This is a genomic window from Achromobacter sp. MFA1 R4, assembly GCF_900156745.1.
GTDB lineage: Bacteria > Pseudomonadota > Gammaproteobacteria > Burkholderiales > Burkholderiaceae_B > Achromobacter.
The window spans coordinates 1,071,735-1,094,762 of the sequence record NZ_LT707065.1; the positions used below are offsets into that span (position 1 = coordinate 1,071,735).

Annotated in this window: 20 protein-coding genes and 1 tRNA gene; 7 read left to right on the forward strand and 14 right to left on the reverse strand. The window is 66.4% G+C overall.

Translation table 11 applies throughout. The annotated features are described in order from the left end of the window. Positions 1-170 precede the first annotated feature (170 nt). The 10 genes from ychF to BXA00_RS04945 form a co-directional block, all read right to left on the reverse strand. A complete protein-coding gene (ychF, locus tag BXA00_RS04900) occupies positions 171-1,262 on the reverse strand; it encodes a redox-regulated ATPase YchF (protein ID WP_076516724.1) in 1,092 nt (363 codons plus the stop codon). A gap of 178 nt (positions 1,263-1,440) precedes the next feature. Next, positions 1,441-2,211, reverse strand: coding sequence for a type II CAAX prenyl endopeptidase Rce1 family protein (locus BXA00_RS04905; protein WP_076516726.1), 771 nt, complete (start codon positions 2,209-2,211; stop codon positions 1,441-1,443). Then, the gene (gene pth, locus BXA00_RS04910; RefSeq protein WP_076516729.1) at positions 2,211-2,807 is read right to left on the reverse strand and encodes an aminoacyl-tRNA hydrolase; all 597 of its coding nucleotides are present in this window, start codon (positions 2,805-2,807) and stop codon (positions 2,211-2,213) included. The genes BXA00_RS04905 and pth overlap by 1 nt, the downstream gene beginning before the upstream one ends. Before the next feature lie 99 nt (positions 2,808-2,906). Further along, positions 2,907-3,518, reverse strand: coding sequence for a 50S ribosomal protein L25/general stress protein Ctc (locus BXA00_RS04915; protein ID WP_056325375.1), 612 nt, complete (start codon positions 3,516-3,518; stop codon positions 2,907-2,909). A gap of 149 nt (positions 3,519-3,667) precedes the next feature. After that, positions 3,668-4,618: a ribose-phosphate pyrophosphokinase gene (locus tag BXA00_RS04920; protein ID WP_006227587.1), complete on the reverse strand. Its 951-nt coding sequence runs from the start codon at positions 4,616-4,618 to the stop codon at positions 3,668-3,670. 187 nt (positions 4,619-4,805) lie between these two features. Next, positions 4,806-4,882 (reverse strand) — tRNA-Gln (locus BXA00_RS04925). 1 nt (position 4,883) lies between these two features. Then, entirely contained in the window at positions 4,884-5,810 is a 927-nt protein-coding gene (gene ispE, locus BXA00_RS04930) for a 4-(cytidine 5'-diphospho)-2-C-methyl-D-erythritol kinase (RefSeq protein ID WP_076516731.1), read from the reverse strand. A gap of 130 nt (positions 5,811-5,940) precedes the next feature. Then, positions 5,941-7,539, reverse strand: coding sequence for a methyl-accepting chemotaxis protein (locus BXA00_RS04935; protein WP_076516734.1), 1,599 nt, complete (start codon positions 7,537-7,539; stop codon positions 5,941-5,943). A 229-nt stretch (positions 7,540-7,768) separates the two neighbouring features. Beyond that, positions 7,769-8,338 (reverse strand): lipoprotein insertase outer membrane protein LolB, encoded by a 570-nt coding sequence (gene lolB / locus BXA00_RS04940; protein ID WP_076521801.1) that lies wholly within the window; start codon positions 8,336-8,338, stop codon positions 7,769-7,771. Between the two features lie 29 nt (positions 8,339-8,367). After that, positions 8,368-10,254, reverse strand: coding sequence for a lipopolysaccharide assembly protein LapB (locus tag BXA00_RS04945; RefSeq protein WP_076516736.1), 1,887 nt, complete (start codon positions 10,252-10,254; stop codon positions 8,368-8,370). Between BXA00_RS04945 and mutM the strand changes: the two genes are divergently transcribed. From mutM to BXA00_RS04965, 4 genes are all read left to right on the forward strand, one after another. After that, complete coding sequence (gene mutM, locus BXA00_RS04950) at positions 10,253-11,080, forward strand: bifunctional DNA-formamidopyrimidine glycosylase/DNA-(apurinic or apyrimidinic site) lyase (protein ID WP_076516738.1); 828 nt, start codon at positions 10,253-10,255, stop codon at positions 11,078-11,080. The two genes, BXA00_RS04945 and mutM, sit on opposite strands and share 2 nt — an antisense overlap. Before the next feature lie 140 nt (positions 11,081-11,220). After that, positions 11,221-12,174 (forward strand): MBL fold metallo-hydrolase, encoded by a 954-nt coding sequence (locus tag BXA00_RS04955; RefSeq protein ID WP_076516740.1) that lies wholly within the window; start codon positions 11,221-11,223, stop codon positions 12,172-12,174. A 102-nt stretch (positions 12,175-12,276) separates the two neighbouring features. Then, positions 12,277-13,956 carry an FAD-dependent oxidoreductase gene (locus tag BXA00_RS04960; RefSeq protein WP_076516741.1) on the forward strand — a complete coding sequence of 560 codons (1,680 nt, stop codon included), beginning with the start codon at positions 12,277-12,279 and terminating at the stop codon, positions 13,954-13,956. Positions 13,957-13,973: 17 nt separating this feature from the next. Further along, positions 13,974-14,174, forward strand: a complete 201-nt coding sequence (locus tag BXA00_RS04965; RefSeq protein ID WP_076516743.1) for a DUF2783 domain-containing protein — start codon at positions 13,974-13,976, stop codon at positions 14,172-14,174. Between the two features lie 29 nt (positions 14,175-14,203). Here the strand turns inward: BXA00_RS04965 and BXA00_RS04970 are convergent, their stop codons facing one another. Beyond that, entirely contained in the window at positions 14,204-15,112 is a 909-nt protein-coding gene (locus tag BXA00_RS04970; RefSeq protein WP_076516745.1) for a LysR family transcriptional regulator, read from the reverse strand. Between the two features lie 165 nt (positions 15,113-15,277). Between BXA00_RS04970 and hmgA the strand changes: the two genes are divergently transcribed. Both hmgA and fahA read left to right on the forward strand, forming a co-directional pair. Further along, positions 15,278-16,576 (forward strand): homogentisate 1,2-dioxygenase, encoded by a 1,299-nt coding sequence (hmgA, locus tag BXA00_RS04975; RefSeq protein ID WP_076516746.1) that lies wholly within the window; start codon positions 15,278-15,280, stop codon positions 16,574-16,576. Positions 16,577-16,712: 136 nt separating this feature from the next. Beyond that, positions 16,713-18,032 (forward strand): fumarylacetoacetase, encoded by a 1,320-nt coding sequence (gene fahA / locus BXA00_RS04980; RefSeq protein ID WP_076516748.1) that lies wholly within the window; start codon positions 16,713-16,715, stop codon positions 18,030-18,032. Between the two features lie 31 nt (positions 18,033-18,063). Here the strand turns inward: fahA and BXA00_RS04985 are convergent, their stop codons facing one another. The 3 genes from BXA00_RS04985 to BXA00_RS04995 all read right to left on the reverse strand — a co-directional run bounded on the left by BXA00_RS04985 (position 18,064) and on the right by BXA00_RS04995 (position 22,059). Then, positions 18,064-18,978 (reverse strand): acyltransferase, encoded by a 915-nt coding sequence (locus BXA00_RS04985; RefSeq protein WP_076516750.1) that lies wholly within the window; start codon positions 18,976-18,978, stop codon positions 18,064-18,066. Positions 18,979-19,207: 229 nt separating this feature from the next. Then, on the reverse strand, positions 19,208-21,103 hold the full coding sequence (locus tag BXA00_RS04990; protein ID WP_076516752.1) for an LTA synthase family protein: 1,896 nt from the start codon (positions 21,101-21,103) through the stop codon (positions 19,208-19,210). A gap of 227 nt (positions 21,104-21,330) precedes the next feature. Beyond that, positions 21,331-22,059: a FadR/GntR family transcriptional regulator gene (locus BXA00_RS04995; RefSeq protein WP_076516754.1), complete on the reverse strand. Its 729-nt coding sequence runs from the start codon at positions 22,057-22,059 to the stop codon at positions 21,331-21,333. A gap of 150 nt (positions 22,060-22,209) precedes the next feature. On the opposite strand from BXA00_RS04995, the gene BXA00_RS05000 reads away from it, so the two are divergent. Beyond that, on the forward strand, positions 22,210-23,028 hold the full coding sequence (locus tag BXA00_RS05000; protein WP_369825598.1) for an NAD-dependent epimerase/dehydratase family protein: 819 nt from the start codon (positions 22,210-22,212) through the stop codon (positions 23,026-23,028).

The window sequence follows — 23,028 nt, forward strand, 5'->3', positions numbered from 1 at the left end:
AGATTGTGCTGCGTATATAAGAAGGTTCTTATTTACGCTTGTGAAACAGATGGGCGGGAGCTGGAGATTCTGATGTGCAAGCGGCGCGGATGAAAGAAAGGCTCCTGGATGCCAGGAGCCTTTGGGGATCTATCGATCGGGGGCGGGCGCATCGGCGCCCGGGGAATGCGTCAGACGTTGAACAGGAAGTTCATCACATCCCCATCCTGCACGATGTATTCCTTCCCTTCCGCACGCATCTTCCCCGCTTCCTTCGCGCCCTGCTCGCCCTTGTACGTGATGAAGTCTTCGTAGGCGATGGTCTGCGCGCGGATGAAGCCGCGTTCGAAGTCGGTGTGGATGACGCCGGCGGCCTGGGGGGCGGTGGCGCCGATGGGCACGGTCCACGCGCGCACTTCCTTCACGCCCGCGGTGAAGTAGGTTTGCAGGCCCAGCAGCTTGAAGGCGGCGCGGATCAGGCGGTTCAGGCCCGGCTCTTCCATGCCCATGTCCTTCAGGAAGGCTTCGCGGTCGGCGTCGTCGAGGTCGACGATTTCGGATTCGATGGCGGCGCAGATGGCCACGACCGGCGCGTTGCGGGCAGCGGCGAATTCGGTCAGGCGGTCGAGCAGCGGGTTGTTGGTGAAGCCGTCGTCGGCGACGTTGCCCACGTACATCGCGCGCTTGGCGGTGATGAAGCAGAGCTGGGCGATGTCGGCTTTTTCTTCGGTGCTCAGGTCCAGCGCGCGGATCGGCTTGGCTTCGTTGAGCTGGGCAATGCACTTTTCCAGCACGGCGACGATGCGCTGCGCTTCCTTGTCGCCGGAACGCGCGGTTTTCTGGTGGCGTTGCAGGGCCTTTTCGGCGGTCTGCAGGTCGGCCAGGGCGAGTTCGGTTTCGATGACTTCGATGTCGGCGATGGGATCGACCTTGCCGGCGACGTGGATCACGTTGGGATCTTCGAAGCAGCGCACGACGTTGACGATGGCGTCGGTTTCGCGGATGTGCGAGAGGAACTGGTTGCCCAGGCCTTCGCCCTTGCTTGCGCCGGCGACCAGGCCCGCGATGTCGACGAATTCGACGGTGGCCGACAGGATGCGTTCGGGCTTGACGATTTCAGCCAGCTTCTGCAGGCGCGGATCCGGCACTTCGACCACGCCGACGTTGGGTTCGATGGTGCAGAACGGGTAGTTCTCGGCGGCGATGCCGGCGCGGGTCAGAGCGTTGAAGAGTGTCGATTTGCCAACGTTGGGCAGGCCGACGATGCCGCATTGCAGAGCCATGGGAATCCTGTGTAAGTACGGTATTGAGCGTTAACGGCGTAGTTTACCCCGGCAGGGGGTTGGGAGCGCCCCGGGGCGGGGCGTGATGCGGCCCCAAGAAATCGGCCCGCCACGCGCCGCGCCGGCAGCGGGCATCGCCACGTCGCGCCCCGCCTGTGAAGCTTGGCGGCAGCCGCCTCTACCCCGCCGCCGTCGGCGCGTAGCGCATGACCAGCCAGATCATCAGGATCGGTCCCGCGTTGAAAACGGAATGCAGCAGGATCGCGGCCCCGATGCCGCGGCGCACGCGGATCCAGCCCAGCACCAGCCCGGTCAGCCATTGCGGCAGCACCAGAAGCGGCAGCAGCCAATACGGCGTCTTGTTGTAGACGAAGTTGGTGAGGTGGACGGCGGCAAAGGTCAGCGCGACCAGGTGAAACACCACGCCGAAGTGCTGCAGGTAGTACCTGCGCCAGTTCGTGTCCCAGCCCTTGAGCGGCTCGGGACGCTGGCGCAGCCCCCAGCACGCAAGCAGGATGAACGCGGCCAGCAGCAGGCCTGTCCAGAGCCTGGGGCCCCACAGCACGACGGGCACCAGCGCGGGGATTAGCCACAGCGCCTGGCGCGGTCGGCGCAGGCCATAGCGAAAGAGCATTTCCTCGACCAGCGGCGCCCACAGCACGGCGGTGAGCCAGGGTATGTTGTGGGGATCGAGCCGATGCGTGACGCCGCCCAGCCCGGCGGCGGCAACGGCGACCGGGCCCAGGGCGAAGAGGTTGATGGCCCACAACACGGCGGCCCAGGCCAGAAGACGTCCCGGTCCGATGGCCGGCCACCAGTCGGCAACCAGCCCGCTGCCGCCGGCGCGGACCGGCAGGCGCGACACCGGATGCGGGTGACGGATGAAGCGCCAGAAGTCCGCGATCTCGTTGCGAAAGCGCATCTTCCGGGTGGACGGGCCGGGTTTCATCAGGACTCGTTGCCGCTGTGCAGTTGGCGGGTGGCCAGCGCGAAGTCGCCCGCCAGCATGGCGGGCACGACGGCGCGGCAGCGGTCGATGACGGCTTCGATTTCCTTTTGCTCGTCGCGGCGCGGCGGATGCAGGACGAAGTCGGCGACCTGCTGCGCGAGGCCCAGCGTGCGCGGATGGCCGATGCCGATGCGCAGGCGCCAGAAGTTGGGGCTGCCGAGCGCGGCCTGGATGTCCTTCAGGCCATTGTGGCCGGCGTGACCGCCGCCCTGCTTGAGCTTGACCTGGCCGGGCATGAGGTCCAGTTCGTCGTGCAGCACCAGCACTTCTTCGGGCGTCAGCTTGTAGAAGCGCGCCAGCGCGCCGACCGCCTGGCCGGAACGGTTCATGTAGGTGTTGGGCTTGAGCAGCAGGACGTTGTCGGCGCCCAGCCGCGCCTTGGCCACCATGCCGAAAAAGGACTTCTCCAGCGCAAAAGACGTGCGCAGGTCGTCCGCCAGGTGGTCGGCCAGCCAGAAGCCGGCGTTGTGCCGGGTGGTTTCGTAGTCGGGACCGGGGTTACCCAGTCCCACGATGAGGCGTATGGGAGTAGACATGATGGGGGTGTTTAAACCAAAAAACCCTGCGCATGCAAATGCACACGCAGGGTTTCGGGCGTAAGCCGCGGGAAAGCCGCCAGGGCTTTCCTGCTGAACTTAGGCGGCCGGAGCAGCTTCTTCGGCTTCGTCGGCAGCGGCAGCGCCACCCTTGGTGACCGCGGCGGCCAGCAGGGGGTTGTCTTCACCGCCGTGGGGGACGTACGTCACGCCCATGGGCAGCTTGATGTCGGCCAGGTGGATCGAGCCGCCGGCCAGCACGTCAGCCAGGTTGACTTCGATGAACTGGGGCAGCGCCGACGGCAGGCAGGTGATTTCCAGTTCGGTCGTCACGTGGCTGATGATCGCGCCGCTCAGCTTCACGGCCGGCGAGATTTCAGCGTTCACGAAGTGCAGCGGCACCTTGGTGCGCAGGGCCTGGTTGGCGTCGACGCGCTGGAAGTCCACGTGCAGGACTTGCGGCTTGTAGGCGTGCCATTGAACCGAACGCAGCAGAACTTGCTCATCCTTGGCGCCTTCGAGCTGCATTTGCAGGATCGATGCGTGGAATTCTTCCTTACGCAGCGCGTGGTAGATCTCGTTGTGGTCGAGTTCGATGTTCAGGGGGGCAGCCGTACCACCATAGACAATGGCGGGAACGCGGCCCGCGCGGCGCAGGCGGCGGCTCGCACTCGAACCCTGGACGCTACGCGCAGTGGCAGTAAATTTCATGGATAACTCCGAAAACAATAAGGTGAAGAGGCTTCACCGGTTATGTGCACGGCGCGCAAAAGGCGCGCCGTGTTTGATTGCGCCCTGCCGCGACCAGCAGGGTGCAAAAAACGGGAATGTCGGGCTGTGGGCCGATCGACGCTAGCGCGTCAATCGACGAACAGCGAGCTGACCGATTCGGCGTTGGAAATACGCAGAATGGTCTCGCCCAGCAGCGCGGCGCACGACAGCTGGCGGATCTTGCCGCTGGCCTGGCCTTGCTCGGAGAGCGGAATGGTGTCGGTGACGACGAGTTCGTCGAGTTCCGACGCTTCGATGCGGTCGATGGCGCCGCCCGACAGCACGGGGTGCGTGCAATAGGCGTAGACGGCGCCGGCGCCGCGGTCCTTCAGGGCCTGGGCCGCCTTGCACAGCGTGCCGGCGGTGTCGACCATGTCGTCCATGATGATGCAGGTGCGGCCGTCGACTTCACCGATGATGTTCATCACTTCCGACACGTTGGCGCGCGGACGGCGCTTGTCGATGATGGCCAGGTCGGCTTCGAGTTGCTTGGCCAGCGCACGGGCGCGGACCACGCCGCCGATGTCCGGGGACACGACGACCAGGTTCGAGAAATTGCGGCGCCAGATGTCGCCCAGCAGGATCGGACCGGCGTAGATGTTGTCCACGGGGATGTCGAAGAAACCCTGGATCTGGTCGGCGTGCAGGTCCATGGTCAGGACGCGGTCAACACCAGCGACCTGCAGCATGTTGGCCACGACCTTGGCCGAGATGGCCACGCGCGCCGAACGCGGGCGGCGGTCCTGGCGGGCATAGCCGAAATAGGGAATCGCGGCGGTGATGCGGCCGGCCGACGCGCGGCGCAGGGCATCGACCATCACCATGATTTCCATGAGGTTGTCGTTGGTGGGGGCACAGGTGGGTTGCAGGACGAAGACGTCCTTGCCACGCACGTTCTCGTTGATCTCGACCATCACCTCGCCGTCCGAGAAGCGACCGACGGTCATCTTTCCCAGGGACATATCGAGGTGGTTGACTACGTCCACGGCCAGCCGAGTGTTGGCGGTGCCCGTGAAAATCATGAAGCTATCGTTTGCCATGATGGATGATGCGATGGTCGTTTTAAGACACTAACGAGGTGAGGCTTAATGACGCGCCGTGATGCAAAACAACTTGTGATGCAAACCTGTGATGCACAACTTGCGCCAGAATCCGGAAAATAAAAAAGCTGCTGAACCCGGGCCAGTGTCTTACAGGCGTGTTCAACAGCTTTTTTATGTATTCGGTTGGCTGGGGAGGAAGGATTCGAACCTTCGCATGCCGGAATCAAAATCCGGTGCCTTAACCAGCTTGGCGACTCCCCAACTATCTTGCAATCCAATTCCGCAACGGATGTTCAGCTAACCCAGTACATGCCTGCACTAACCGAAACCGTGGATGCGTTTGGCTGAATGTTTTATCAGCGCCGCGCATTATAGCGGTAATTTCTTGTTCTGCCAAAACGGCCTGCGATGTTTCGGAAAATTCGGCGAATAAACACGCCCCCGATCCCGACATGCGAACAGGGAAACCCCGCTCTGCAAGCCACCGCGATGCCCCAAGCACTTCAGGGTAAATACGGTAGACCACCGGCTCCAAATCATTTCTTCCGTAAAGCGAATTCCCGAAGGTTCCGCTGGGCAAAAATGTTTGCGAAGCAAGAAAGTCCGCTATTGTGATGTAAGAAGAATCCCTTGTCAAATCGGGTGCCGAAAAAATTCCAACAGTGGGCACGCTGGCATCGGGTTGAGCGACCAGATAGGCACGGTCAGGCAGCGTCACGGCCGTGAGATCTTCACCAATGCCTTGCGCGAAGGCCGATTGGCCAAAGACAAAGACGGGCACGTCCGCGCCCAGCGGCAGCGCCAGCGCCATCAGTTCCTGGCGCGACAGTCCCGTGTTCCACAGTTTGTTCAACGCAATCAGGACCGATGCCGCATCGCTGGATCCGCCGCCCAGGCCGCCGCCTTGCGGGATGCGTTTTTCAAGGCTGATCTGCGCGCCCTGGCGCGTGCCCGTGGCCTTTTGCAGCGCGCGCGCGGCGCGCACGGTGAGGTCCTGGTCTTCGGGTACGCCCGGCAGATCCGTCGCGCGGCTGATGACGCCATCGGCTCGCAGGTCGAAGTGCAGCGTGTCGCACAAGTCGATGAAGCGGAACACCGTCTGCAGCAGGTGATAGCCGTCGGCGCGGCGGCCCACGACATGCAGAAAGAGATTCAGCTTGGCGGGAGCGGGAACGTCGTAGAGAGTCACGGAAAGACAACCGTTGCGGGACAATCCGTCATTCTAGCCAGACGGGCCGGCGCGCCGCGAAAGACGGCGCGCCGGCTGGGGCATGGCCCTGCGGGGCCATGCCTGGCCGTGCGAGCACGGCGCGTTGCGGTTACGCGAGCTGCGGCGTGACGCGGCCGCTCAGCCTGGCGGCGGGCGCGTCGATGACCTGTCCGGCCGGCAGTTTGAATACCGCGACGGCGCCGGCCAATTGGCGGGCCTGCTCTTCCAGCGCGCCGGCCGCGGCGGCGGCTTCTTCGACCAGGGCTGCGTTCTGCTGCGTCACGCTGTCCATTTGCGAGACCGCGCGATTGACCTGATCGATGCCAGTGGCCTGCTCTTCGGAAGCGGCCGAGATCTCGGCCATCAGGCTGGTCACGCGCTGGACGGATTCGACGATTTCGCGCATCGTGGCGCCCGCGTTTTCGACCTGCTCGGAACCCACGCCGACCTTCTGCGCGGAGTCCTCGATGAGCTGCTTGATTTCCTTGGCGGCGGCGGCGCTGCGCTGGGCCAGCGTGCGCACTTCGCTGGCGACGACGGCAAAGCCCTTGCCCTGCTCGCCGGCGCGGGCGGCTTCGACGGCCGCATTGAGCGCCAGGATGTTGGTCTGGAACGCGATGCCGTCGATCACGCCGACGATATCGGCAATGCGCGACGAGCTGCCGGAAATGGCGCGCATGGTTTCAACCACGCTGGATACGGCTTGCCCGCCGCGCTGCGCCACCGCTTCGGACGCGGCGACCATGCGATTGGCTTCGCGCGCGGTGTCGGCGTTCTGCTTCACGGTGGTGGCCAGTTCTTCCATGCTGGCCGCGGTTTCCTCGAGCGATGCGGCCTGCTCTTCGGTGCGGCTGGAGAGGTCGGTGTTGCCGGAGGAGATTTCGCGGGCGCCAACGTTGATCTCGTCGACACCATGGCGCACGGCGGATACGGTTCGCACCAGGCTGTCCTGCATGCTCTTGAGCGCGCCGAGCAGCGCGCCGATTTCGTTCTTGCCATGGTCGGCGATGCGGCGCGTCAGGTCGCCTTCGGCGATACGGCGAAAGACCTCGCCGGCTTCCAGCAGCGGACGCACGATCATGCGGCGGATCATCACTTGCGCGCCCACGGCCATCGCCAGGCCCAGCGCGAGGATGCCGGCCAGCAGCGAACTGAACAGCTTGTGGAACATGGAGATTTCATCCATCACCGCCTGTCCGGTGCTCTCGGCGCGCTGGATGAAGGCGTCGCGCTCGCTCACCAGGCGCTCCTGGACCGATTGCGTGCCTTGCTTGAAATAGGCATCCATGTCGCCCGCTTCCAGCACCCTGCCGACGCTTTGGAGGTTGGCGCTGAACTTGGTGTAGGCATCGATCAGCTTGGCCGACTCGGCTTTTTCCTCGGCCGACAGGCCGCTGGAAAAGCCCTGGAAGGCGCGATCGGCGGACACGATGCGCTGGCGCGCGGCCTGCAGCGACGTCGTATCGCTGGCATTGCCCTGCGCGACGCGCGTGGCGAAACGGCTGAGGTCGGTGCGGGCCGCCACGAGGGACAGCGACGCGGAGTTCACCGCGTTGACCTGCTGCGCCGACAGGCGATAAAGCTGTCCGACGTCCTGGTTGGTTTGCCGCAGGGCGAGAAAGCCCATGCCGCCCACCAGGAGCTGGAAAGTGAAAAATACCGCGATGATCCCCAATAGCACCGTCGCGATGCGCGTGTTTCTGAACATTGGCCATTCTCCATAAGGGTGGCGGCAGACGAGTGTCGCCCCCACGCTGCGCAGGGCGCGAACCGCGCCCCGGCACAGGGGAGAATTATTCAGTCAGGGCAATATATTTCAAGCGGTAACATGGCCGATTTTGCGGCGCTTATTCGCTTGATTGGAAAATGGGCGATGTGATAAGGGTTAACCCGAATCCCAGCCCCCCCAAAAAAAACACCGCCAGCCGGCGCCCAGATCAGGACTGGTTCACCACCAGCCGCACCAGGATGCGGCGCCCCGGCTCCTGGCGTTCCAGCACCAGCATCTGCGGCCCCAGCGCGTCGTAGCGCGAGAGCGTGGCGCGCCAGCCGCCCTGCGCGAAGGCGACGGGACGACCCTGGTCGTCGCGTTTCACCTCCGTGGCTTGCGGATCGGCCGGCAGCCTGCCGCGCAGCCAGTCGCGCAGGCCCGACACCGGCATGCTGCTGCCGAATGCGTCTTCGGCGAGCGCATCGGGATTGTCGGCGACCAGCCGGGTGCCGTCGGCCTTGGTCAGGCTGGCGGCGCCGGGCCGGCCTTCGACCCGCGCCTCCGTGGAGCCCAGCGGATTGGTCAGGTCCAGGACGTAGCGTCGTCCGTCGTCGAACCAGGAAAAGCCGCCCTGGACGGCGTTCTGCTTGCCGTCTTCGTCGTTGACGGTGATGGCGAATCGGCCGATGCGCGAAAACGCATCGGCGCCTCCGCCTTCGATGGGCTTGGGCAGCGACGTGCAGGCGGCAAGCAGGAAAGCCAGCAGCGCCAGCAGGGCCCAACGCAGGCTGGCCATCGCGTCGCGCAGCCCCCGGAACACGACCGTCACGGGTTGACCCCCAGGCGCTTGGCGACATCCAGGACGGTTTTGTTCCTCGGGTCCTTCTGCAGCGCCGCGCGCAGCAGTTCAGTGGCCTGGTCGCGCTTGCCCTGGCTCCAGAGCACCTCGGCCAGATGCGCGGCGATGTCGGCTTCGGGGCGTACGCTGTAGGCGCGGCGCAGGTAGTCGGCAGCGGCGGTGGTGTCGCCCATGCGGAACTTGACCCAGCCCATGCTGTCCAGGATGAACGGATCGTTGGGCGAAAGCTCCAGGGCCTGCGTGATCAGGTCCAGGGCCTCGGGCAGGCGCTGGTTGTGGTCGGCCAGGGTGTAGCCCAATGCGTTGTACGCATGCGCGTGGTCCGGATCCAGCGCGATGACCTGGCGCAACATGCGCTCCAGGTCGGCCAGCCGGTTCTGGCGCTCGTACAGCATCGCCAGTTCATATTTGATCTCGACCGTGTCCGGCAGCGCCTGGTCGGCGGCTTCCAGGGCCGCGACGGCCTGCCCGATCCGATCCGCGTCGCGCAGGATCTGCGCCTTGGTCAGCGCCCCCAGCGCGCGTTCTTCTTCGTCCTGAGGACCGGCCGAGTTGATCATGGCCAGCGCGTCATCCACGCGGCCGCTCTTGGCGCGCAGGACGGCCTGGCGCATGCGCACGGAATAACGCAGCGTGGGATCGTCGATGCGGCCGAGTTCGGCGATGGCTTCTTCGTAGAGGCCCTGGTCTTCGGCGATGCGCGCCAACAGCACATGCGCATCGGCGGCGGCCGCGCCGGCGTCGGTGGCGCCCGGCACGGTGGCGCGCTGGCGCTGGTTCTGCACCTCGAGGTATTGCCGCAGCAGGGTCTTGGCCTGCGAGAGCTGTCCGGACTTGTAGGCCAGCTGGGCCTGCATGAAGAGCAGATCGAAGTCTTCGGGCGAACGGCGCGACATGGCCTGGAGTTCAGCCAGTGCGCCGTCGTAGTCGCCGCTGTCGGCCAGTTGGCCGGCCAGCATCAGGCGTACCTTGCGCGCGCCCGGATTGCGGTTGATGAAGGCGCGGGCTTCGGCCTGGGCGCGCTTGGGGTCCACCCTGGAGCCGTATTCCAGCACACGCTGGGCGGCGCCCTCGGACCTGGGGTCCGCGGCCAGGGCGGCGCGCGATTCCTGCGCCGCGCGCTCGTAGTCGCCGGCGGCGGAAGCCACGTCCGCCAAGGCCAGGTGGGCCGCGGGCAGCTTGCGCACGTTGTCGCTGAGGGATTCGTCGAGGATGCGCAGGGCGAGGCGGCGGTCGTTCAGCCGGCTCAGCACCGCGAGCGCCTGGCCGATGGCGGCCGGCTTGTCGCTCGACGAGTCGATACGCTTGCGCAGCGCCTGGGACAGGCCCTTGGTCTGGCCATTGGCCGCGGCCAGCGCCAGCTCGGTGGAGCTGGCTTCGACGTCGTTGGGCGCCAGGCGGGCCCACACGCGGGCCGCTTCCAGGGCGCCGGGAAGATTGCCGCCGGCAAGCTGGAATTCCAGGCCGCGCCGGGCGAGGCGCGGGTCGCCGGTGTCCCGGGCCAGGCCGACCATGGTGGTGGCCGCGGTGCCGTACATGCCCCGCTGGGCGGCGATTTCGGAAGCCAGTACGCGGTAGAAGATATCGCCGGTCAGCGTCACGTAGGGCAATTGCCCCGGCCGCAGGCGGATGACTTCGGTTTCAGGTTGGCGGCTTTGGGGAGCCATCCGGGGCCCGGTCGCATCGCGCGTCCGGCCGTCGGCGGCCTGGGCCGGCGGGGCCATGATTGCTGCCAGCGCAAGCCCCAGCGCGGCGATCCCGATATTCATTTGTTTAAAAGACGACTTCACGCGGCCCGTCCGGTTGATGGCACAATCTTCGTACACGCAATTGATGATCTTACACTGGCTCATGCCGGAACTGCCTGAAGTCGAAACCACGCGCCGAGGAATCGACGCCGTCATCACCGGCCGGACGCTCACGCGACTGGTCGTTCACGAACCCCGCATGCGTTGGCCCATTCCGCCCGACCTGCCGTCCCTGATCGGCGGACGCACCGTGCTGGAATGCGCGCGACGCGGCAAATATCTGCTGCTGCGCTTCGAGCATGGCACCCAGATCGTGCATCTGGGCATGTCGGGATCGCTGCGCAGCGTGTCGCCGGGCGAATTCCTGCGCAAGCACGACCACGTCGAATGGATCTTCGATGGCGCGGTGCTGCGCCTGCACGATCCGCGGCGCTTCGGCGCGGTGCTTTGGCATGCCGACGCCGACGGCCCCATCGACGCGCACCCGCTGCTCGCCAAGCTGGGCATCGAGCCCTTCGACCCGCGTTTTGACGGGAGCTGGCTGCACCGGCACTTCAGGAACCACTCCGCGGCGGTCAAGCAGGTGCTGCTGGCCGGCATGGCGGTCGTGGGCGTGGGCAATATCTACGCGTCGGAAAGCCTGTTCCGGGCGCGCATCAACCCCAAGACCCCGGCGAACCGGCTGTCGCTCGCCCGCTGCGAGCGGCTGGCCGACATGGTGCGCGCCACGCTGGCCGACGCATTGACCTCCGGCGGCAGCACCCTGCGCGACTACGTGGGCGCGAGCGGCGAGCCGGGCGCGTACTTCGAGATCCACGCGGCCGTCTATGAGCGCGAGGGCCTGCCATGCCGGATCTGCGCCACCCCGATCCGCCGCTTCGTCCAGGGGCAGCGGGCCACCTATTACTGCCCGAAATGCCAGCGCAACTGAGCCGCTCCTGCCCCCGGCGCCCCCGGGAAATCCCCGTGCCGCATTGAGGATTCGTTTATAGCAAACGTATTGCACGAAAACTAACGCGGGACTATATTTCCTTCCACACCCCTATTCCTATAACAGTGGAAGGAGCCTCCATGAGCAAGCAATTCGCCTCGCACGCGGACCTGGACGACAAGGTCGTCTCGTTCGAAAAGCTGTCCGACAACGCCTACGCCTACACGGCCGAAGGCGATCCCAACACGGGCGTGATCATCGGCGACGAGGCCGTCATGGTGATCGACACCCAGGCGACCCCCGTCATGGCGCAGGACGTGATCCGCCGCATCCGCGAAGTCACCGACAAGCCCATCAAGTACATCCTGCTGTCGCACTACCACGCCGTGCGCGTGTTCGGCGCGTCGGCCTACAACGCCCAGGAAATCCTGGCCAGCCGCGACACCTACGACCTCATCGCCGAACGCGGCGAGCAGGACAAGGCCAGCGAGATCGGCCGCTTTCCGCGTCTGTTCCGCAACGCCGAGTCGATTCCGCCGGGCCTGGTCTGGCCGACCATGACGTTCAAGGGCGAAATGACGGTCAACCTGGGCAACCTGGAAGTCAAGCTGCTGCAGGTCGGCCGCGGGCACACCAAGGGCGACACCATCGCCTGGCTGCCCGAGCAGAAGATCCTGTTCGCCGGCGACCTGGTGGAATACCAGTCCACGCCCTACTGCGGCGACGCCTACTTCCGCGACTGGCCCACCACGCTGGACGCGCTGTCGGGCTTTGAAGCCGAAAAAATGGTGCCCGGCCGCGGCCCGGCGCTGAAGAACGCCACCGAAGTGCGCCAGGGCCTGGCCGGCACGCGCGCCTTCCTGACCGACCTGTACGGCGCCGTGAACCGCGGCGTGGCCGAAGGCAAGGATCTGAAGACGATCTACCGCGAGGTCTACGACTTCATGAAGCCGCGCTACAGCGACTGGGTGATCTTCGACCACTGCATGCCGTTCGACGTGTCGCGCGCCTATGACGAGGCCACCGGCTACACCGATCCGCGCATCTGGACCGACAAGCGCGACCTGGAGATGTGGGCCCAGCTCGAAGGCTGATCCCCGGGGCGCCCCGCCCTGCCTGCAAGAACCGGACACGCGCGCCCAGCGCGGCGCAGCGTGTCCGCATAAATAAAAAAATGACCCACACAGGAGACAACCGTGGGAGACATCGATTTTCAGGCGATGGAGTTCGCCTATGAGAAACACGCGGACCAGACCGCCAGCGAACTGGCGCGCCATCGGGTCGTGGTGGTGGGCGCCGGCCCGGTCGGCCTGACCACCGCGCTGGACCTGGCGCGCCAGGGCGTGCATGTGGTGGTGCTGGACGACGACTGCCGCCTGTCCACCGGCTCGCGCGCCATCTGCTTTTCCAAGCGCACCCTCGAAATCTGGGACCGTCTGGGCGTGGGCCAGCGCATGATCGACAAGGGCGTGTCGTGGAACGTCGGCAAGGTGTTCTTCCGCGAACAGGAGGTCTGGCGCTTCGACCTGCTGCCCGAGCCCGGCCACCGGCGCCCGGCGTTCATCAACCTGCAGCAGTATTACGCGGAAGGCTATCTGTACGAGCAGGTCCGCCAGCAACCCGACATCGACCTGCGTTGGAAGAACAAAGTCGCCGGCGTCGTGCAGGGCGACGATGGCGTAACGCTGACCGTCGAAACGCCCGAAGGCCCCTACACCCTGCATGCCGACTGGCTGATCGCCTGCGACGGCGCGCGTTCGCCGGTGCGCAAGCTGATCGGCCAGGAAAGCCATGGCCGCATCTTCCGCGACCGCTTCCTGATCGCCGACGTCAAGATGACGGCCGATTTTCCTTCCGAACGCTGGTTCTGGTTCGACCCGCCCTTTCACCCGAACCAGTCCGTGCTGCTGCACCGCCAGCCGGACAACGTATGGCGCATCGACTTCCAGCTGGGCTGGAACGCCGACCCCGTCGAGGCCGTCAAGCCCGAGAACGTGCTGCCGCGGATCCGCGCGCTGCTGGGCCCGGACGCGCAGTTCGAGCTGGAATGGGTCAGCGTGTACACCTTTGCGTGCGAGCGCATGGACAAGTTCCGGCACGGCCGCATCGTGTTCGCGGGCGATGCCGCGCACCGCGTGTCGCCGTTCGGCGCGCGTGGCGCCAACAGCGGCGTGCAGGACGCCGAGAACCTGGCCTGGAAGCTCAAGCTCGTGCTGGCGGGCCTGGCGCCCGACACGCTGATCGACAGCTACGGCGCCGAACGCGAGTTCGCGGCCGACGAGAACATCCTCAACTCCTCACGCGCCACCGATTTCATCACGCCCAAGAGCGACATCAGCCGCAGCTTCCGCAACGCGGTGCTCAACCTGGCCAAGGACCACGCTTTCGCGCGATCGCTCGTCAACAGCGGCCGCCTGTCGCTGCCGGCCACGTATGCGTCGTCCCCGCTGAACACGCCGGACGCCGATGCCTTCACCGGCCGCATGGTGCCCGGCGCGGTGGCCCTGGATGCGCCGGTGCAGGCCCGGGGCGAGCCGGGCTGGTGGCTGTCGCAGCTGGATGGCGGGTTCGTGCTGGCGCTGTTCTGCCTGGACGCGCTGCCGGACCGCGCCACGCTGCAGGCGCTGCAGGCCCTGCGCATGGCGCCCGTCCCGATCAAGGCGGTGCTGGTGGCCGGCGCGCAGACCGACGTGTCCGAAGCGCCCGCGGACCTGGCCGTGGTCCGGGACGACGAAGGCCTGCTTGCCAAACGCTACGACGCGCAGGGCGGCACCGCCTACCTGATCCGTCCCGACCAGCACATTGCCGCGCGCTGGCGCGCCTTCAACCCCGAAGCCGTTGCCGCCGCCGTCCACCGCGCGACGGGCCGCGCGTGAATCCGGAGGCCTTCCCCATGCTTATCACCGAAACCAACCTGGGCGCGCCGGACGACTTCTACGAAGCGCTGATCGACGCCCACCGCGACCTGTCGAACGAACAGAGCCAGGAGCTGAACGCCGCGCTGATCCTGTTGCTGGCGAACCACCTGGGCGACCTGGCCCTGCTGAAGGAAGCCCTGCGTCATGCGCGCGCTTCCGTGACGCAGGCTGCCTGACGCGCCCAGGCCGCGGCCGCGCGCCGCGTTCAGGACCCGACCGCGAAGGTGTTGACGATCAGGGCGCGCAGCCATTGGTTGCCGCCATCGCGGTCCACCCTGCGCTGCCAGTACATATTCGTCTGCAGCGCGGGCACCTTCAGCGGCGGCGTCATGAAGCGCAGGCCGAACGGGGCGGCGGCGCTGGCCGCCAGCTTTTCCGGCACGGTAGCCAGCAGGTCCGTCGCGCTGACGATGTAGGGCACCGCCGAAAAATGCGGCACGCTGAAATGGTCGGCCAGTTCCACGCCGGCCCGATCCATCGACTGGTTGACCTGCCCATAGGGCGCGGCGCGCGACACGATCAGATGGCGTTCCGCCCGGAACGCCTTGATGCCCATGCCGGCGTGCGCGGTGGGATGGGCCTGGCGGAACAGCGTGGCATAGCCCTGCCTGAACAGCATCCGCTGCAGCGTGCCCGCCCCCATGTCGTCGAACGCGCCGATCGCCAGGTCGACGCGGCCCGACTCCATCTCGCGCGGCAGGTCCGGCCCCAACACCCGCACCGAGTCGATGCGCACCTGCGGCGCCCTTTGCACGCAGACTTCCATCAGGCGGGGCATGAAGTGGATCTCGCCGACATCCGTCATGGCGACGCGAAAGCGCCGGCTGCTGGTGGCCGCGTCGAACACGTCCTGGTCCCGCAGCGCCTGCGACAGCATCCCCAGCGCCTCGCTGACCGGCCCGGCCAGGCGCTGGGCGCGCGGTGTCGGCAGCATGCCCTGGCCGGTGCGCACGAAGAGTTCGTCCCCGAACGCCGCCCGCAGGCGGCGCAGCGCATTGCTGACGGCGGGCTGCGACAGGTCCATGCGCCGGGCCACGGCCGACAGGTTGCGGTCTTCCAGCAAGTGCTGGAACAGCAGCAACAGGTTCAGGTCCACATCACGCAACTCGGCCACAGGCGCCCCCCACTATTCACAAAATTTATAGTCGCTATTTTTGCATTCCCGTAGCCGCAAGAGGGATTTTTTCCGAAAATGGCATATCGGCCTGGGACACGCCCGTCCCGCCAACCACGCCAGGCCGCGCGGCCAAGCACCGCGCACGCCGCCCAGGAGGATTCCATGGAACTGCAATATCAGACCGGCTTCGGCAACGAATGCGCGACCGAGGCCCTGCCCGGCGCCCTGCCCGTGGGCCGCAATTCGCCGCAGCAATGCCCGTATGGCCTGTATGCCGAACAGCTGTCCGGCACCGCCTTTACCGCCCCGCGCGCCGAGAACCGCCGCTCCTGGCTCTACCGGATCCGCCCGGGTGCCCAGCACAAGCCGTTTGAAGCCTTCGATGGCGCGACGGGTTGGCTGAGCACCTTCGGCCACGGCCCGGTCACGCCGAACCAGCTGCGCTGGAGCCCGATGCCGATCCCCGACGCCCCCACCGACTTCCTGGAAGGCGTGAAGACCTGGGGCGGCAACGGCGGGCCCGACGAACAGGGCGGCGTGGGCATCCACCTGTACGCCGCCAATCGCTCGATGCAGGGCCGCTACTTCTATAACGCCGACGGCGAGCTGCTGCTGGTCCCGCAGCAGGGGCGCCTGCGCCTGGCCACCGAACTGGGCCTCATCGACCTGGAACCGCTGGAAATCGCCGTCATCCCCCGCGGCGTGCGCTTCCGCGTGGAACTGCTGGATGGCGTCGCGCGCGGCTACATGCTTGAGAACTTCGGCGCGGCCCTGCGCCTGCCCGAACTGGGTCCGATCGGCTCGAACTGCCTGGCCAACGCGCGCGATTTCAAGTCGCCGGTGGCCTGGTACGAAGATGTGGAAGGCGATTTCGAGCTGATCGCCAAGTTCACGGGCGGCTTCTGGCGCGCCTCGATCGACCATTCGCCGCTGAACGTGGTGGCATGGCACGGCACGCATGCCCCCTACAAGTACGACCTGCGCAACTTCAATACCGTGGGGTCGATCAGCTTCGACCATCCCGATCCCTCGATCTTCACGGTCCTGACCGCGCCGTCCGACACGCCGGGGACGGCCAACATGGACTTCGCGATCTTCCCGCCGCGCATCCTGGCCATGGAGAACACGTTCCGTCCGCCCTGGTTCCACCGCAACATCGCCAGCGAATTCATGGGCCTGATCCAGGGCGTGTACGACGCCAAGGCCGACGGATTCGCACCGGGCGGCGCCAGCCTGCACAACTGCATGAGCGGGCACGGCCCGGACGCGGAGACCTTCGAAAAGGCTTCCCATGCGGACACCAGCAAGGCGCACTACATCCGCGACACGATGGCGTTCATGTTCGAGACCCGCCGCGTCATCCGCCCGACGGAACAGGCGCTGTCATCGGTAGAATTGCAGGGCGACTATTACCGGTGCTGGCAGGGCATCGCAAAACATTTCGATCCCAAGAAGGCGTGACGCGCCCGCGTCCGCCTTCCCCGCCGGCGGCGATGCGCGCAAGCGCATCGCCGCTTGGCGTTTGATTCATCCGGCGCCAGATCGGCCCGCGCGCCGGGCCAGCCCCTCATAAACACACTGAAAGAGACACGCAGCCATGACCACCGCGATCAACGAAACCCACGACCCGTCCTTGAAGAGCTGGCTTGCCAGCGCCAATGCGGACGCATCGGATTTCCCCGTCCAGAACCTGCCCTACGCCTCGTTCCGCCGCAAGGGCACGCAGGAATCCTTCCGCCCTGGCGTGGCCATCGGCGACCAGATCCTGGACCTGGCCGCCCTGGCTGCCCAGAAGCCGTTCGAGGGCCTGGCCGCCGAAGCCCTGGCCGCGTGCGCCACCGACAGCCTGAATGCGCTGATGGCCCTGGGCCAGCCGCACTGGAGCGCCTTGCGCCTGGCCCTGTCGCGCGCGCTGCGCGAAGGGGCTGCGCTGCGCGCCACGGTCGAGCCGCTGCTGGTCGCGCAGGCCGACGCCGAATACACCACGCCCGCCCGCATCGGCGACTACACCGACTTCTACATTTCGGTGCACCACGCCACCGCCGTGGGCAAGCAGTTCCGTCCCGACAACCCCCTGCTGCCCAACTACAAGTGGGTCCCGATCGGCTATCACGGCCGCGCCTCCAGCATCGGCGTCGACCAGAAGTTCCCGCGCCCCGTCGGCCAGACGCGTCCCGCCAATGAAGGCGAAGCACCCCAGTTCGGCCCCTGCGCCCGCCTGGACTATGAGCTGGAGCTGGGCATCTTCGTCGGCACGGGCAACGCCCAGGGCGAACGCATCGACCTGGCCGACGCAGACGCGCACGTGTTCGGGCTGTGCATCCTGAACGACTGGTCGGCGCGCGACATCCAGGCCTGGGAATACCAGCCGCTCGGTCCCTTCCTGTCGAAGAACTTCGCGTCCACGATCTCGCCGTGGATCGTCACGATGGAGGCGCTGGAGCCCTTCCGCACGCAATGGAATCGCGGCGCGGGCGAGCCGCAGCCCATGCCCTACCTCGCCTCCGACGCCAACCGGGCCAAGGGCGCGTACGACGTGCAGATGGAAGTGCTGATGACCACCGAGCAGTCCCGCGCCGCGGGCACGCCGCCGGCGAAGCTGTCGAGCAGCAATTTCCGCGATGCGTACTGGAACATCGCGCAGCTCATCACGCACCACACCGTCAACGGCTGCAACCTGCAGCCGGGCGACATGCTGGGCACCGGCACGCTGTCGGGCCCGCGCCCCTCGGAAGCCGGTTCGCTGCTGGAGCTGAGCAATGGCGGCAAGTCCCCGTTCGACCTGCCCTGGGGCGAAAAGCGCACGTTCCTGCAGGACGGCGACCAGATCATCATCCGCGCCGAATGCGTGAAGGCGGGCTATCCGCGCATCGGCTTCGGCGAGTGTTCCGGCGTCGTGCTGCCGGCGCGCGTCTGACGCCCCGCCGCCCGGAAATCCGCCAGGTCAGTTAGTTGGCCGGCGGGTTTCCGGCGCGCGCGATGAGCGCTTCGATCTCGTCGTCCTTGGCCTGCCACTGCTGGCCCAGCCATTGGTGGAACATGGTGCGAAAAGCCTTGTCGCGGGTGTAGTCGGCTTCGCAGAAGGCCGGCGGCACCGGCAACTGCCGCATGCGCACCACCACCTGGCCCGCGCGCCCGCAGGCAAAATCCCAGAAGCTGGGCGCGCCGTCCGGATAGGCGATGGTGACGTCGATCATCGACCGAAAGCGCGCGCCCATGGCGTTCAGCGACACCGCCAGCCCGCCCGCCTTGGGCTTGAGCAGATGACGGTAAGGCGAGCCCTGCGCATCGCGCTTGGCTTCGGAAAAGCGGGTGCCTTCGGCAAACACCATCACGCTGGTCGGCACCAGCGAAAACTTGGCGCAGGCGCGGCGCGCGGCCTCCTGGTCCTGCCGTCCCAGATCCGGATTCTTGCGCAACGCGGCTTTGCCGTGCCGCTTCATGAAGGGAAAGTCCAGCGCCCACCACGCCAGCCCGATCACGGGCACGTAGATGAGCTGTTGCTTGAGAAAGAACTTGAGCAGCGGGATGCGCCGGTTCAGCGCGTATTGCAGGACGAAGATGTCGACCCACGACTGGTGGTTGCAATTGACCAGATACCAGTCGGCATAGCGCAGGTCCTTGTTGCCCTGGATATCCCAGCCCTGGGGCTGGATGCGCACGAACCAGCCGGTATTGCAGGACACCCATGCCGTGGCGATGCCGTTGAGCACCGGATCGACGCGCCGCCGCACCGCCGCGAAAGGCAGCGCCAGCTTCAGGAGCGACATGGGAAACAGCAGCAGGCACCAGAACAGCGTGTTCGCGGCCAGCCAGACCGCGCTGAAGACGCCCGTGATCCATGCAAGCCGGCCGCGCGGCACCGGAATCGCCATGGGGCGGCGTGCGCGCGGCGCGCTGCCCTGGGCCTGAGTCAGAGTCGCCGGAGCGGCGCGGGAAGCTCCGGAGGACGGGTTCGGCGTTGTCATGGCCGCCAGTGTGCTATCGCCCCGCGAAATCCGGCTTGAGCAGGATCAAGGCGGCTGGCTGCGCCGGACGCGGCACATGGCGGCGGGGTCATGGCCAAGGTCACGGCCAAAGTCAAAGTCAAGGTCACGGCAGGCGGTACTTTTCCTCGCGGTACACCCAGCTTGCCCACAGCGCATGCGCCAGCGCCTCTTGCGTCAATGCGGGATCCGCGGGCTCGACCGGCGCGTAGGTTTCATCGCGCCCCACCGGCGCCGCCTCGTAGCGGAACTGGCGCGGCGCCTTGGCGGGCTCCAGCACCAGCAGCTGATCGCCCTGCAGATACCCGAAATTGTCCGCGTACTGCATGATCGCGCGGTTCGGGTCGCGTTGCGTCAGGTCCACGCCCAACATCGGGTTCACGTTGTCCAGGCCGATCAGCGACAACAGCGTGGGCGCCATGTCGATCTGGCTGACCAGGCGCTGGTCCTGCCGCGGTTCAATGCCCGCGCCCAGGATCAGCGCGGGGATCTGGAAATGCCGCACCGGCACCGGGATGGACCCGTACACGCGCGAATCGTGGTCCGCGATGACGAGAAAGACCGTGTTGTCCCAGTACGGCGCCTTGCGCGCCTTGTCGAAGAACTGGCCCAGGGCCCAGTCCGCGTAGCGCACCGTGTTGTCCACCGTGGCCGGGTCGCCCACGGGCTGGATGCGTCCGGGTGGGTATTCCCACGGGGAGTGGTTGGTCACCGAGAACGCCAGCGTGAACACCGGCTTGTCGCCATCGGCGCGCAGGAGGCGGTCCACCTGGTTGAACATGTCTTCATCCGACGCGCCCCACGATCCCTCGAAGACCGGGTCCACGAACTTGGGACGGTCCACGATCTCATCGAAGCCGTTGCCCAGGAAGAACGCCCGCATATTGTCGAAGTGCGACTCGCCGCCGTACACGAAGCGCGAGTGGTACCCGTGCTTGCCGAGCAACTGCGCCAGCGTGAAGAACCCGGTCTGCGAGCGCGGCAGCTTGACCACCGCATCGGCCACGCTGGGCAGAAAGCCCGCCGTCACCGCCTCGATGCCGCGCACCGACCGCGTGCCCGTGGCGTAGGCGCGGTGGAACATCCAGCCCTCCTTGCCCAGCCTGTCGATGTTCGGCGTGAGGTCGCGGCCGCCCAGGCTGCCCACGTACTGCGCGCCCAGGCTCTCCTGCAGGATGATGACCACGTTCAGCGGCTTGTCGCGCCGCACGGTCGCCTTCTGCTCGTGCAGGCTGGGCAGGGCCGGATCCAACGGCGCGCCGGTGATGCCGGCTTTTTCGCGCACGATGGCGTTCATCTCGTCGACCGGCATCTTCGGGTACATCGCGGCCGACGAGCGTTCGTCGCGCATGCGATAGGCCGCGTCGAACACGCTGTACAGGGAATTGAGCGCCAGCGCGTTCACCATGGCGTCCGAACTGAAGGCCACCTTGGCGGGATTGATGGGCCGATGCTCCAGCGTGCCGCGCGCGCCCAAAAACACCAGCGCCAGGATCACGAACGACGCGACCGGACGCTTCCACCACCCCATGAAGGCATCGCGCGAGCGGGTCGGGAAGAGCTTGACCGCAAGCCACGCCGCGACAACCAGCACCACGAAGGACGCCAGCAGCACGCCCTTGTAGCCCTGCCACAGCATCGAGCCGACTTCCTTGGGGTTGAGCAGATAGATGAAGTAGAGGCGATTGGGCCGCGTGTCGTATTCGGCGATGAACTGCGGCGTCGAGACTTCCAGCAGCACATACAGCATCCACCAGACGCGGAACCACCACGCGGTGATGCGCGCGGCCAGCGGCCGGTGCCCGAACCACGGCGAAAACACCGCCGGCAGCGCAATCACCATGGACAGCAGGCACACGTCGATGCGCAGTCCGCCGAGCATGAGCGGCCCGAGGCCGCCGGCGGCCTCGACGCGGTCCCACATCCAGAAGGCCAGTCCCAGCCGCGACAGCGTCAGCAGCGCCAGGATCGCGAGGATGAAGCGTACGGTCAGATGGCGCATGGCGACGCCCTCCGCGCCGGGCGCGATGCCTGACCCAATAAAGAAAAAGACCTGCCGTGTGTACCGTGTGAACCGTGTATGCCGCGCAAAACCATGCCGCCTCGATGACCAGAAAATGAACCGCGCCAAGAGTAACGCGGTTTCGGCGGATCACCGGCGCGGCGGCCGGTTCAAACGTTGTACGACATCACATATGCGTGGTTCGAGATGCCAGTGTGCCCGCGCGGCTACTGCGCCCGGCGCAGGCGCTCGCGGCTGTTGCTCAGGTGCGTGCGCATCGCCGCGCGCGCCGCCTCGGGATCCTGCCGCGTGATGGCGCTGTAGATGTCTTCGTGTTCGAGATTCACGCGCGCCAGATAGGCGGCGCGGTCTTCGTGCGCGAACTTGGCGGAGTTGATGCGGGTGCGAGGGATGATGGCCGACCCCAGATGCGACATGAGGTCCGCGAAATACCGGTTGTCGGTGGACTGGGCCACCAGCAGATGGAACTGGAAATCGGGCGTGATGGTATCGCCGCCGCTATCCAGCGCCTGCTTGAAGGCATCGAGCGCGCGCCGCATGTCCTGCAATTGCGTGTCGCTGCGCCGGATGGCCGCCAGGCCCGCGGCCTCGCTTTCCAGGCAGATGCGCAGCTCCAGCAGCACGAGGACATCGCGCACGGTGGCGATGTCCGCGGGGTCCACGCGGAAGTCGCCGCCGCCGCTGGGCTCCAGCGCGTAGGTGCCCACGCCGTGATGCGTTTCGACCAGCCCCGATGCCTGCAGGCGGGACAGCGCCTCGCGCACGACGGTGCGGCTTACGCCGAACTGACGCATGATTTCGGACTCGGTGGGCAGCTTGTCCCCCGGGCGGATTTCGCCGCTTCGGATGCGTTCGGAAATGCTCTCCACCAGGCCTTGCGCCAGGTTGCGGGGACGACGCTGCGGCAAAACAGAGGTATCGACAGGAGCGTTCATCAGGGATTATCCGAAAGCGGTTGCGCAGCGCTTGACGCTGAAAAATGGCGTTCATTATACTTTGCGACAGTTGTACGATAACGTACCAGACAAGTCCACTCCACCGCGCCATAACCCGAGCGTTGCGTCATGAGCCGAGCTGTCAACAACATGCCTGCATCCCCCCGGTGTCCTCGTTTGTTGTTGACCGGCGCCGCCGGCAACCTGGGCCTGGTACTGCGTCCCCGATTGAAAGCCCATGCGGACATCCTGCGCGTCTCCGACGTGGCGCCCATGGCCCCCGCGCAGGCGGGCGAAGAGGTCGTCCCCTGCAACCTGGCCGACGCGTCCGCGGTGTCCGCCCTGGTGCACGGCGTGGACGCCATTGTCCATCTGGGCGGCGTGTCGGTGGAGCGCCCCTTCGAGGAAATCCTTCCCGCCAACATCCAGGGCGTCTACAACATCTACGAGGCGGCCCGCCTGCACGGCGTGCAGCGCGTCGTGTTCGCCAGCTCCAACCACGTCATCGGCTTCTATGAGCAGGGAAAGACGCTGGACGCCGACGTGCCGCTGCGCCCCGATGGCTACTACGGCCTGAGCAAGGCCTATGGCGAAAACCTTTCCCGCTTCTACTTCGACCGCTACGGCATCCAGACCGTGTGCCTGCGCATCGGCTCGTCGTTTCCCGAACCCAAGGACCGGCGCATGCTGGTCACCTGGCTCAGCCACGACGACCTGACGGACCTGGTCGTGCGGTCGCTCTTCACCCCCGACGTCGGCCACCTGATCGTGTATGGGGCCTCGGCCAACCGGGATAGCTGGTGGGACAACCGCGGCGCGGCCGTGCTGGGCTTTGCGCCCAAAGACTCGTCCGAGCGGTTCCGCGCGCAGGTCGAAGCGCAGCCGCCGCTGGCCGCGGACGATCCCGCGGCGCGCTACCAGGGCGGCGCCTTCGTCAAGGCCGGCCCCTTCCCTTTCCCCAACGCCTGA